At 65.7% G+C, this 12100-nt stretch carries 8 protein-coding genes; 4 read left to right on the top strand and 4 right to left on the bottom strand.

The window, feature by feature from the left end; all coding sequences use genetic code 11:
- Positions 1-543: 543 nt before the first annotated feature.
- Positions 544-3126, bottom strand: a complete 2583-nt coding sequence (gene clpB / locus ACN9MB_RS18175) for an ATP-dependent chaperone ClpB (protein ID WP_204637067.1) — start codon at positions 3124-3126, stop codon at positions 544-546.
- A 201-nt stretch (positions 3127-3327) separates the two neighbouring features.
- Between clpB and otsB the strand changes: the two genes are divergently transcribed.
- Genes otsB through otsA form a run of 3 tightly spaced genes read left to right on the top strand, consistent with a single transcriptional unit; the run spans position 3328 to position 7332 of the window.
- A complete protein-coding gene (gene otsB, locus ACN9MB_RS18180; protein ID WP_426269800.1) occupies positions 3328-4131 on the top strand; it encodes a trehalose-phosphatase in 804 nt (267 codons plus the stop codon).
- Positions 4124-5944 carry a glycoside hydrolase family 15 protein gene (locus ACN9MB_RS18185; RefSeq protein WP_204637375.1) on the top strand — a complete coding sequence of 607 codons (1821 nt, stop codon included), beginning with the start codon at positions 4124-4126 and terminating at the stop codon, positions 5942-5944. Before otsB ends, ACN9MB_RS18185 begins: the two co-directional genes overlap by 8 nt.
- 2 nt (positions 5945-5946) lie before the next feature.
- Positions 5947-7332: an alpha,alpha-trehalose-phosphate synthase (UDP-forming) gene (gene otsA / locus ACN9MB_RS18190; RefSeq protein ID WP_426271945.1), complete on the top strand. Its 1386-nt coding sequence runs from the start codon at positions 5947-5949 to the stop codon at positions 7330-7332.
- 162 nt (positions 7333-7494) lie between these two features.
- Here otsA and pgeF read toward each other — a convergent pair whose 3' ends face one another.
- Together pgeF and rluD are read right to left on the bottom strand one after the other, a co-directional pair.
- Positions 7495-8250 carry a peptidoglycan editing factor PgeF gene (gene pgeF / locus ACN9MB_RS18195; RefSeq protein ID WP_426269801.1) on the bottom strand — a complete coding sequence of 252 codons (756 nt, stop codon included), beginning with the start codon at positions 8248-8250 and terminating at the stop codon, positions 7495-7497.
- The gene (gene rluD, locus ACN9MB_RS18200; protein WP_426269802.1) at positions 8250-9227 is read right to left on the bottom strand and encodes a 23S rRNA pseudouridine(1911/1915/1917) synthase RluD; all 978 of its coding nucleotides are present in this window, start codon (positions 9225-9227) and stop codon (positions 8250-8252) included. The genes pgeF and rluD overlap by 1 nt, the downstream gene beginning before the upstream one ends.
- A gap of 69 nt (positions 9228-9296) precedes the next feature.
- On the opposite strand from rluD, the gene ACN9MB_RS18205 reads away from it, so the two are divergent.
- Entirely contained in the window at positions 9297-10139 is an 843-nt protein-coding gene (locus ACN9MB_RS18205; RefSeq protein ID WP_204637071.1) for an outer membrane protein assembly factor BamD, read from the top strand.
- A gap of 278 nt (positions 10140-10417) precedes the next feature.
- Here ACN9MB_RS18205 and ACN9MB_RS18210 read toward each other — a convergent pair whose 3' ends face one another.
- Positions 10418-12049 (bottom strand): NAD+ synthase, encoded by a 1632-nt coding sequence (locus ACN9MB_RS18210; RefSeq protein WP_426269803.1) that lies wholly within the window; start codon positions 12047-12049, stop codon positions 10418-10420.
- Between the last annotated feature and the right edge of the window lie 51 nt (positions 12050-12100).

Genomic DNA, 12100 nt, shown 5'->3' on the forward strand with positions numbered 1-12100 from the left:
TCTTGGCTCCGGCTCTTGGCCCTGGCTCTAGCTTTGGCTCTTGGCTCTTGGGGTCCCCGTATGACGCGGCGGGTGGGTGGAGGAAAGCCCGCAGGGTGGCCCGCAGGGATGCGGGCCAGTTTTTCGCCAGGGCAGGATGCCCTGTCGAAAAACCCCGGAGCCCACCCGCGCACCTGGAGGGCGCAGCCCGGAAGGCGCGTCATCCGGGGGGCCCTTCTCTTTGGTTACTTTCTCTTGGGCAAGCAAGAGAAAGTGACCCGGCCTCCGGCAGGAGGACGGAAGCCCGCGGCAGGCGAGCCAGGTCGCGGCAAAGCGACAACCAAGTACCGAGGCTCTGGATCCCGGCCTGCGCCGGGATGACGAGCAAAAGAGGACTGCGGCACGTCCACACAATGAGGCTAGGTTGGCCCCTCACCCCAACCCTCTCGCCAGAGGGGAGAGGGAGCAGATGGTGGCTCGTTGAATGGACGTCCAAAACAAAACGCCCGCCCTGCTTGCACAGGACGGGCGCTACAACCATCAAATCAACAGGACGCCAGCGCGTTACAGCGTGTGGAACGCCAGATGTCCCTGCTCCGCCTCCACCACGATGGTGGCCCCCGCCGCAAACTTCCCTTCCAGGATCTGCCGCGCCAACGGATTCTCCAGCTGCTGCTGGATCGCCCGCTTCAGCGGCCTTGCGCCATACACCGGATCGAAGCCCACGTTGCCCAGCAGATCCAGCGCCTTGTCGCTGATCTCCATGCGCAGCTGGCGTTCGGCCAGACGCTTCTCCAGATAGGTGAGCTGGATCAGCGCGATCTTGCGGATCTGCTTCTTGTCCAGCGGGCGGAACACCACCAGCTCATCGAGCCGGTTGATGAACTCCGGACGGAAGTGCGCCTGCACCACGGCCAGCACGGACGCCTTCATCTGCATGTAATCCGCTTCGCTGTCGCCCGCCTGCTCCTGGATCATCTGGGAGCCCAGGTTGGACGTCATCACGATCACGGTGTTGCGGAAGTCGACGGTGCGCCCTTGTCCATCGGTGAGGCGGCCATCGTCCAGCACCTGCAGCAGGATGTTGAACACATCCGGATGCGCCTTCTCCACTTCGTCCAACAGGATCACGCTGTACGGACGACGACGCACGGCCTCCGTGAGATAGCCGCCCTCCTCGTAACCCACGTAACCCGGGGGCGCACCGATCAGGCGGCTGACGGAGTGCTTCTCCATGAACTCGCTCATGTCGATGCGCACCATCGCATCCTGCGTGTCGAACATGAATTCGGCCAGCGCCTTGCACAGCTCCGTCTTGCCCACGCCGGTGGGACCGAGGAACAGGAACGAGCCGTTCGGGCGGTTGGGATCGGACAGGCCCGCGCGCGAACGACGGATGGCATCGGAGACGGCACGCACGGCCTCGTCCTGGCCCACCACGCGCTTGTGCAGCGCCTCTTCCATGTGCAGCAGCTTGTCGCGCTCGCCTTCGAGCATCTTGTTGACGGGAATGCCCGTCCAGCGCGACACGACCTCGGCGATTTCTTCCTCGGTGACGCGATCCTGCACCAGCTTGAAGTCCTGCTTCTCCGCGGCCTGCGCGGCAGCGAGCTGCTTTTCCAGTTCGGGCAGCTTGCCGTACTGGATCTCGCTCATCTTGGCGTAATCCTGCCGGCGCTGCGCCGCTTCCAGCTCGACGCGCGCGGCCTCGATCTGCTCCTTCACCTTGGTCGCGCCCTGCAGCGCCGCCTTTTCGGACTTCCAGATTTCGTTGAGGTCGGAGAATTCGCGCTCCAGCTTTTCGATGTCCGTGTCGAGATCGGCGAGGCGCTTCCTGGAGGCGTCGTCGGTTTCCTTCTTCAGCATCTCGCGCTGGATCTTCAGCTGGATCAGGCGGCGCTCCAGGCGATCGAGTTCCTCCGGCTTGGAATCGATTTCCATGCGGATGCGCGAGGCCGCTTCGTCCATCAGGTCGATCGCCTTGTCCGGCAGCTGGCGATCGGGGATATAGCGATTGGACAGCGTGGCTGCCGCCACAATCGCCGGGTCGGTGATCTCCACGCCGTGGTGCACCGCGTAGCGCTCCTTCAGACCACGCAGGATGGCGATGGTGTCCTCCACGCTGGGCTCGCCCACGTAGACCTTCTGGAAGCGGCGCTCCAGCGCGGCGTCCTTCTCGATGTACTTGCGGTATTCGTCCAGCGTGGTGGCGCCGATGCAATGCAGCTCGCCGCGCGCGAGCGCAGGCTTGAGCATGTTGCCGGCGTCCATGGCGCCATCGGCCTTGCCGGCGCCGACCATGGTGTGCAGTTCGTCGATGAAAAGGATGACGCGACCTTCCTGCTTGGACAGATCGTTCAGCACCGCCTTGAGGCGCTCTTCGAACTCGCCGCGGAACTTCGCGCCGGCAATCAGCGCGCCCATGTCCAGCGAGAGCACGCGACGGTCACGCAGGCCTTCGGGCACTTCGCCCTTGACGATGCGCTGCGCCAGTCCTTCGACGATGGCGGTCTTGCCCACGCCGGGCTCGCCGATCAGCACCGGGTTGTTCTTGGTGCGACGCTGCAGCACCTGGATGGTGCGGCGGATTTCCTCGTCGCGGCCGATCACCGGATCGAGCTTGCCCGACTCGGCGCGCGCCGTGAGATCGATGCAGTATTTCTCCAGCGCCTGGCGCTGCTCCTCGGCGTTTTCGCTCTGCACTTTTTCGCCGCCGCGCAGCTTCTCGATGGCCGCCTCGACGTTCGCCTTGGTGGCCCCGGCCGCCTTGAGCGCCGAGCCCAGCTCGCCCTTGTCTTCCAGCGCCGCCAGCACGAACAGTTCGCTGGCGATGAACTGATCGCCGCGCTGCTGCGCCAGCTTGTCGGTGAGGTTGAGCAGGCGGGTGAGTTCGTTGCCCACATGGATATTGCCTTCCTGCCCGCTGACGCGCGGCAGGCGTTCCACCATTTCGTTCACACGCTGGCGCAGCGTGGGCACATTCACCTGCGCCTGGGTCAGCAACGGCGCGGTGGAGCCGCCCTGCTGGTCGAGCAGCGCAGCCATCACGTGCACCGGTTCAAGCATGTTGTTGTCGCGACCCACGGCAAGCGACTGGGCATCCGCCAGTGCCTGCTGAAAACGCGACGTAAGTTTGTCCATCCTCATGGGGTGTCCCCTCGATCAATAGGATCTGGCAGCCCTCGCCGCCACTGCAAAAACACATGCGGATCACTCGCGCGTGATTCAAGCCACGTCAACGCCAGGTGTACGACATTTCTTCAGCCTGCGCTGCCAATCACCCAGAGCTTGCCTTCACATTTGGCTTGATAGTCTGGCCTCGTGCTATCCCCCGTGCCCCACTCCACCATGTCCGCCCAACCGTCTCTCCCGGCTCCGCCATTGCCAGGCGTCGATGATCGCTGGGCGTTGTTTCTGGATGTCGACGGTACGCTGCTCGACTTCGCCGATCATCCGGATCACGTCTATGTCGATTCGCGCCTGCGCGAACTGATCGAGGACCTCTACGGCACCCTCGATGGCGCGCTTGCGCTGGTGAGCGGTCGCAGCCTGGACGACCTGGACGATCTGTTTAGCCATCCGCCGTGGGCGATGGCCGGTCTGCATGGGCTGGAACTGCGCGGCGTCGACGGCCGCTATCGCGGCGTGCACATCGGCGCCAGTCGCCGGTCGCTGGTTCGCGACATCGCCGGCACCATCGCCGGCGAGTTTCCCGGCGTGCTGGTGGAAGACAAAGGGATGGCGGTCGCCCTGCATTGCCGCACCTCGCCGCAACTGTTCGAACGCTTGCGCGAGCGTGTGCGGGAGGTACTGCCTTCGTTGGCCGGCTACGAAATGCAGCCGGGCAACATGGTGATCGAACTGAAGCCCGAGGGCATGGACAAGGGTTCGGCGGTGGCCAACCTGATGTCCGCATGGCCCTTCCGTGGCCGCGTGCCTGTCTATGTCGGCGACGATCTCACCGACGAACACGGCTTTTCCACGGCCAATCTTCAGAGCGGACTGAGCATTCGCGTGGGTTCCCGCGAACCGAGCCTCGCCCGCTATTCGCTGTCGGAGCCTGCCGCCGCGCGGGCCTGGCTGTTCCGCGTGCTGCACGCACTCAAGCATGGAGCTCTGTCGCATGCCCACTCCTCTGGAGGAAATGCCTGACACCCAGCCTGATCCCCAGTCCAAGCCGGAGCCGAAGTCGTCTCTGGAACTGGGTGTCATCGGCAACGGCAGCGTTGCCGCGCTCATCGACGGGCGCGGCCGCATCGTCTGGTGTTGCCTGCCCCGCTTCGACGGCGACGCGAGCTTCTGCGCGCTGCTGTCGCCACAGTGTGAAGGGGGCGACTGGTCGATCGAGCTGGAAGATATCGATCGCGCCGAACAGCACTACATGCCCAACACCGCGGTGCTGGTGACGCGCCTGTACGACCATCACGGCTCGGGCGTGGAGATCGTCGACTATATGCCGCGCTTTCGCACGCGCGGACGTTTCTATCACCCGGTGCTTATCGCACGCCGCGTCCGTCCCATCGGCGGTTCGCCGCGCATCCGCGTACGGCTGCGGCCGCTGTGCAAGTACGGCAGCGAAGTGCCGCATTTCACCGCGGGCAGCAATCACATCCGCTTCCTGCTCGACGGCGTGGTGCAGCGCCTGACCAGCGACGTGGCTTCCACCATGATCGAACGCGGCCTGCCGTTCTTCCTGGAGAAACCCGCGCATTTCGTCTTCGGTCCCGATGAAACGCTTACCGAGAGCCCGGCGGACTTCATTCACCACACGCTGGAAAACACGCTCACCTATTGGCGCGAGTGGGTGCGCAATCTATCGGTGCCGTACGAGTGGCAGGAGCCGATCATCCGCGCCGCCATCACCTTGAAGCTGTGCCAGTACGAGGCGACCGGCGCCATCGTCGCCGCGCTCACTACCTCCATTCCCGAGTCGGCCAATTCGGGACGCAACTGGGACTACCGCTACTGCTGGCTCCGCGACGCCGCCTTCACCGTGCGCGCACTCAATCGTCTCGGCGCCACCCGCAGCATGGAGGAGTACATCCGCTACGTCTTCAACCTGGTCGCCAGCGATGGCGACAACGAGATAGGACCGGTGTTTGGCATCACCTTCGAACACAAACTGCCTGAAACGCAGGTGGCCAGCCTTGCCGGCTACCGCGGCATGGGTCCGGTGCGCGTGGGCAACGACGCCTGGCGGCAACGCCAGAACGATGTCTACGGCTCGGTGGTGCTCGCCTCCGCGCAGATATTCTTCGACCGGCGGCTGGAGCATCCCGGCAACGAACTCACCTTCCGACGCCTCGAACGCATGGGCGAGCTGGCGCTGCGCGTGGCCGAAACGCCGGATGCGGGGCTGTGGGAATACCGCGGCCGCGCCGCCGTGCACACCTATTCCGCCGCCATGTGCTGGGCAGCCTGCGATCGTCTTGCGCACATCGCCACCGAACTGGGCCTGGACGACCGTGCCCGCTACTGGCACGACGAGGCGGTGGCCTTGCACGCGCGCATCGAGGCGCGCGCGTGGAACGAAAAGCTGGGCACGTTCGTGGATGCCTACGATGGCGAACACCTGGACGCGAGCCTGTTGCTGCTGGCCGACATCGGCTTCGTCAACGCCATGGACCCGCGCTTCATCGCCACCGTCGATGCCATCGGCGAAGCGCTGGGCCGCGGCGATTACCTGTTCCGCTACATCGCACCCGACGATTTCGGCGCACCGGAAACCAGCTTCAACATCTGCACGTTCTGGTTCATCGAGGCGCTGGCCGCCACCGGCCGCCGGGAGCGCGCGCGCATGATGTTCGAGCACATGCTGGCGCAACGAAATCCCCTGGGCCTGTTGTCGGAAGACATCGCGCCGGCGAACGGCGAGCACTGGGGCAATTTCCCGCAGACCTATTCGATGGTGGGCCTGATCCAGGCCGCGATGCGTCTATCCAGACGCTGGGAGGACGCCCTGTGATGATGGCTGGAAGAAACAGCGGTCAAGGACGACTGATCGTGGTTTCAAACCGAGTGGCACTTCCCGACCAGACCGCCACCGGCGGCCTGGCATCTGCCATGCGGGCGGCCCTGCAGGAGCGCGGAGGCGTGTGGTTTGGCTGGAGCGGCAAGGTGGCTCGTCAAACCGCCAGCGAAGTGCACAAGCAATCCGATGGCGTGGTGGAATACGCCACCATCGATCTTTCCCGCACCGATCACGACGATTTCTACGATGGCTTCGCCAATCGCACGTTGTGGCCGCTGCTGCATTACCGGCCCGATCTGGTCGATTACGACCGCAAGCACCTGGCCGGCTATCTGCGCGTCAACAACCTGTTCGCCGAGCAGCTGATCTCACTGATCGGGCCGAACGACCTGGTGTGGATCAACGACTATCACCTGATTCCGCTGGCCGCCATGCTGCGCGAACGCGGCGTGCGCAATCGCATCGGCTTCTTCCTGCATACGCCGTTGCCGGCCGCCAGCCTGCTGATCGCACTGCCGCGTCATCGCGAGTTGCTGGAAACGCTGGCGAGCTATGACCTGGTGGGCCTGCACACGCCGCGCGACCAACGTGCGCTGGAGGAATATTTCCTCTACGAAGTGGGCGCCAGCATGCGCCGCGACGGCCGCATCCGCACGCCGCAAGGACGCACCTTCCGCGCCGAGGTGTTTCCCATCGGCATCGATACCGCCCAGGTGGCCGAATCGGCCAGCCATGCCGACGAGCACGAGGAAATCAACGACCTCAAGCAGAGCCTGGAAGGCCGTGCGCTGATCATCGGCGTCGACCGGCTGGATTACTCCAAGGGCCTGCCCGAGCGTTTCCACGCCTATGCGCGCCTGCTTGAGCGTTCGCCGCAATTGCATCGCAAAGTGACCTTCCTGCAGATCGCGCCGCCCTCGCGCGGCGGCGTGCCGGAATACCGCCAGATCCGCCGCGAACTCGAACGCATGGCCGGCCACATCAACGGCATGTATGCCGCGCCGGACTGGGTGCCGATCCGCTACGTCAACAACTCGTTCCCGCACAGCCTGCTCAGCGGCTACTACCGCATCGCGCGGGTAGGCCTGGTAACGCCGCTGCGCGACGGCATGAACCTGGTCGCCAAGGAATACGTGGCGAGCCAGAATCCGGACGATCCGGGCGTACTGGTGTTGTCGCGCTTCGCCGGCGCGGCACAGGAATTGCGCGATGCGTTGCTGGTCAATCCGGCCGATACCGAGGAAGTGGCCGAGGCGCTGGGCATCGCGCTGGAAATGTCCCTGCACGAGCGCCGCGTGCGCTGGCGCCGGATGATGGATGTGCTGGAGAAGCAAGACGTGACCGCCTGGCGCAATGCGTTTTTGCGGGACCTGGCGGGCTAAGCCGCGGCCAACCTACTTCTGTAGGAGCGCACCCTGTGCGCGACAGGCGTCCGAGCGCTACCTCGGCAACCGGTGCTAGCGAAGCCTTCGGACGCCTGTCGCGCACAGGGTGCGCTCCCACAGGGGGTCTCCCACCATGGGCCCTCTCACAACGGGTCGACGTTATGGCTGGTCCTGCAGCCAGATCAGGCTCGCAAACCGCCCGCTCTGCGCCCCATCGCGTCGATAGGAATAGAAGCGATCGTCGGTGCGCGTATCGAAGCCGCCGCCATGCACGCGGGTCATGCCTGCTGCTTGCAGCCGGCGACGCGCCAGCCAGGCGAGATCGCACAGCCAGTGACCCGGTCGCGTCGGCTCGAAACCCTCGCCCGCGCCCGCATCGCAGACGATGAAGGCGTCGCGCACTTCCTCGCCCACTTCATAGCTGGCCTTGCCGATGCATGGGCCCAGCCACGCCATCACCTGGGTAGGCGGCGCCTGGAGGGAATTCAGGGCCGCTTCCAGCACGCCGGCCTGGAGACCGCGCCAGCCCGCATGGGCGGCCGCCACCGCGCGACCGTCGGTGGTGCAGAACAGCACCGGCAGGCAGTCGGCGGTGAGAATCGCCAGCGGCTCGCCGGCACGTTGGGTCACCGAGGCGTCGGCGCGCGGCTCCGCCCCGTTTGTGAGGCGGTCGACATCGGCCACGTCCACGCCGTGGACCTGCTGAAGCCAGTGCGGATCGCGAGCCAGCCCCAGCGAACTCCGAACCGCGGCCCGGTTGGCGGCCACCGCCTCGGGCAGATCGCCGCAGCGGGCCCCGAGATTGAAGCGCGCCCAGGCGCCTTCGGACACGCCGGGGCCCTGTCGGGTGCTGACCGCGGCCCGCACACGGGCGGGCGCCGGCCAATCCGGGATAAGCCAGGCGTCGCCCGACATCAGCGCCAGTCGTCCGGGTCGGCCTGGGCGGTATCGGCGCGCAGTGCGTCGATCAGGGCCTGCTGGTCGGCCGGCCGCTCGGCGCTGAAGGACAGCGGCTCGTGGCTGACCGGATGTTCGAACGCCAGCCGCTCGGCGTGCAGCGCCTGCCGGCGGAAGCCGCGCAGCGCCGCCACCAGCTCGGGCGTGGCGCCCTTGGGCAGCTTGAGGCCGCCGCCGTACAGCGGATCGCCGACCAGCGGATGGCCGATATGCGACAGGTGCACGCGAATCTGGTGGGTACGGCCGGTCTCCAGGCTGCACTGCAGCAGGCTGTGGCCGCGGAAGCGCTCGCGCAGGCGGTAATGGGTGACGGCGTGCTTGCCGTCCTCCTCGTCGCGCACGGCCTGGCGCAGGCGGTCGCCCATATGGCGGCCGATCGGGGCATCCACCGTGCCGCCGGCCACCAGCGTGCCGAGCACCACCGCCTCGTACTGCCGTTCCACGTCGTGGCGGGACAGCATGTCCACCAGCGCCGTGTGGGCGGCCAGGCTCTTGGCCACCACCATCAGGCCCGAGGTGTCCTTGTCCAGCCGGTGCACGATGCCGCCGCGCGGCAGCTGGGCCAGCTTCGGATCGTGGTGGAGCAAGGCATTCAGCAGGGTGCCCGCACTATTTCCTGCGCCCGGATGCACCACCAGCCCGGCCGGCTTGTTCAGCACCAGCACGTGCTCGTCCTCGTGCACGACATCCAGCGCAATGGCTTCGGGCTCGAGCTCCACTTCGGTCTCAAGTTCCGCTTGCAGCAGGACTTTTTCCCCGCCGCGCAACAGCTGGCGGGGCGGCGCGATGGCGCCGTCCAGGGTCACCGCGCCGGCCTTGATCCACGCCGTGAGACGCGAACGGGAGTAGTCGGGGAACATCTCGGCCAAGGTCTGGTCGAACCTCCGACCCGCGGCCGTCAGGGGCACCGCGGCTTCATGACGGATCATCGTCATGGCTGGCCACCCGGCCGCCCGGCCGTTTCGGCTATCATCCCTTTTCGCTCAAACATCTGAACCCTTCTCATGCGCGTAACCAAGCTGCCGGCTTTCAAAATTTTTGTCGTGCTCGCCATCGTTTTGTCGATGAGCGCATGCTCGATGTTCCATCACAAGAGGGACACCAACGATACGCTGCCGGTAGACAAGCTGTACGCCAAGGCTCACGACTCGATGGAACACGCCGATTATTCGGCTGCGAGCAAGGCCTATCAGCGCCTGATCGCGCGCTTCCCGTCCGGCAACTACAACGAACAGGCCCAGCTCGATCTGGCCTATTCGCAGTACAAAGACAATCAGCCGGACGACGCTTACTCCACGATCAACCGCTTCATCAAGACGTATCCGACCCACAAGCACGTAGATTATGCCTATTACTTGCGCGGTCTGATCAATTTCGATCGCACCGGCGGTGCGATGGAGCGTTTGCTGCAGCGTGGCGACCAGGCGCAGACGCGTCGCGACCAGGGCTTCAACCTGAAGTCGTTCGACGACTTCTCCGAGCTGTCGCGCCGCTACCCGGACAGCGCGTACACCGCCGATGCCCGCCAGCGCATGATCTACCTGCGCAACGTGCTGGCGCAGTTCGAGATCAACGTGGCCGAGTACTACCTGCGCAACAAGGCCTACGTGGCCGCCGCGGACCGCTCGCAGTACGTGATCGAGCACTACCAGCAGGCGCCGCAGACCGGCGACGCGCTGGCCATCCTTACCCGCAGCTACCTGGGCATGGACCAGAAGAACCTGGCCGACCAGACCCGCCAGGTGCTGGCCATGAACTACCCGGATCATCCGTACCTGAAGGATCCGAAGTGGCCGCATCCGCCGTCGACGCTGCGCAAGATGATTCCGTTCTCGGGGCATCATTGATTCGAGAGCGGGTTTGCCGGTCGCTTGGCGACCTGTGAAGAGTTGAACCGGTCGCTGCGCGACCTGTGATGGAAAAAGCCGGTGGCCTTGGGCCGCCGGCTTTTTTTGTGTCCGGTCACTGGATGGCCAGCGACTGTAGGAGCGCACCCTGTGCGCGACCGCGGCGCTGAGATGTACCTCTGTGCTGCCCGATTCCCTCGCGACAACCTGAAACTGCGGCTGCATTCAGCGCCGCGGTCGCGCACAGGGTGCGCTCCCACAGGAGACTGAGGTAGGCGTTACTTCCAGCCGGAAGTGATCGGATAACGACGCTCGCGCCCGAAGGCACGCGTGGTCACACGCGGACCCGGCGCCGCCTGCCGCCGCTTGAATTCGTTGAGCAGCACCAGGCGGACCACGCGGCGCACCGTGTCGGCATGAAAACCCTGCGAGGCGATTTCCGCCTGCGACTGTTCGCCTTCGATGAAGCGCTCGAGGATGGCATCGAGCTCGTCGTACGGCGGCAGCGAATCCTGGTCGGTCTGGTTGTCGCGCAATTCGGCCGAGGGCGGACGATCGATCACCGCCGAAGGAATCGCCTCCGGCTCGCCAAGGCGTGCCGCGTGCGCGTTGCGCCAGCGCGAGAGACGGTAGACCACGGTCTTGTAGACGTCCTTCAGCGGCGCATAGGCACCGCACATGTCGCCGTACAAGGTGGCGTAGCCCACCGCCATTTCGCTCTTGTTGCCGGTGGCCAGCAGCAGGCGGCCGTGCTTGTTGGACAACGCCATCAAGGTGACGCCGCGCGTGCGCGACTGCAGGTTTTCCTCGGTGGTGTCGGCGGCCTTGCCGGCAAACGCGGGCGTGAGCGCGCCGAGAAAGGCATCGACCATCGGCTCGATATTGATGATGTGGTAATCCACGCCCGCCTGCACGGCCTGAGCGCGCGCGCCGTCGAGCGACAGCTGCGAGGTGTAGCGCGTGGGCATCATCACGGCGGTGACGCGGTCCGCACCCAGCGCATCGACCGCCAGCGCCAAGGTCAGCGCGGAGTCGATACCGCCGGACAGACCCAGCAGCACGCCCGCAAAACCGTTCTTCTCGATGTAGTCGCGGATGCCGCGCACCAGCGCGGCGTAGAGGGTGGCTTCGATCGACGCATCGCTGGCCGTGGGCCAGTTCTCCGCACGCAGGGTGCGTGTTTCGCTGTCGAATTCGGCCCACAGCATCACGTCCGCGAACGTGGGCGCGCGCGCGGCGGTGCTGCCGTCGGCGTTCACCAGCAGCGAGCCGCCGTCGTAAACCACTTCGTCCTGTCCGCCCACCAGGTTCACATAGGCGATGGCACAGCCGGTTTCCAGCGCACGCTCGGTGAGCACCGCCTCGCGCGACGACTGCTTGGCGTCGTCCCACGGCGATGCATTGATCACCACGATCAGCTCAGCGCCTGCCGCTGCGGCCTTGGCCGCGGGCTCGGGTTGCCAGATGTCTTCGCAGATCAGCATGCCGACACGCACGCCGTCGATCATCGCCACCGCGCTGTCGTGGCCGGGGCGGAAATAGCGCTTGTCGTCGAACACGCCGTAGTTCGGCAAGGCCTGTTTGTGCGTGGTCAGTTCGATGCTGCCGCCGCGCAGCAGGCTGGCCGCGTTGTACACCTCGCCCTCGCTATGCGGATGACCCACCAGTGCAGCCACGCCATTGGTGCCGCCAGCGAGCGCGTTGAGCTCACATTGGCAGGCGGCGAGAAAGCTCGGTCGCAGCAGCAGGTCTTCGGGCGGGTAGCCGCTCAAGGTCAACTCGGGGAACGCCACCAGCGCCGCGCCGCCATCGCGCGCCTGCGCCAGCAGGTCCCCCACCTTGGCCGCGTTGGCCGCAACCGCGCCTACGGGAAAATCGAACTGGGCCAGCGCGAAGCGTAGGGAGGGCATGCCGGGGAATCCACACTCTTGGGGCCTGAAATTGTACCCGAGGCCCGCCCG

Source organism: Dyella kyungheensis, assembly GCF_049913195.1.
In the GTDB taxonomy this organism is placed as follows: Bacteria; Pseudomonadota; Gammaproteobacteria; order Xanthomonadales; family Rhodanobacteraceae; genus Dyella; species Dyella kyungheensis.

Bases quoted from the DNA above. Each gene is read 5' to 3' on its own strand.
- clpB (WP_204637067.1), bottom strand. From the start codon at position 3,126: ATGAGGATGGACAAACTTACGTCGCGTTTTCAGCAGGCACTGGCGGAT.
- rluD (WP_426269802.1), bottom strand. From the start codon at position 9,227: ATGACGATGATCCGTCATGAAGCCGCGGTGCCCCTGACGGCCGCGGGT.
- ACN9MB_RS18205 (WP_204637071.1), top strand. From the start codon at position 9,297: ATGCGCGTAACCAAGCTGCCGGCTTTCAAAATTTTTGTCGTGCTCGCC.
- ACN9MB_RS18185 (WP_204637375.1), top strand. From the start codon at position 4,124: ATGCCTGACACCCAGCCTGATCCCCAGTCCAAGCCGGAGCCGAAGTCG.
- otsA (WP_426271945.1), top strand. From the start codon at position 5,947: ATGGCTGGAAGAAACAGCGGTCAAGGACGACTGATCGTGGTTTCAAAC.
- pgeF (WP_426269801.1), bottom strand. From the start codon at position 8,250: ATGTCGGGCGACGCCTGGCTTATCCCGGATTGGCCGGCGCCCGCCCGT.
- ACN9MB_RS18210 (WP_426269803.1), bottom strand. From the start codon at position 12,049: ATGCCCTCCCTACGCTTCGCGCTGGCCCAGTTCGATTTTCCCGTAGGC.
- otsB (WP_426269800.1), top strand. From the start codon at position 3,328: ATGTCCGCCCAACCGTCTCTCCCGGCTCCGCCATTGCCAGGCGTCGAT.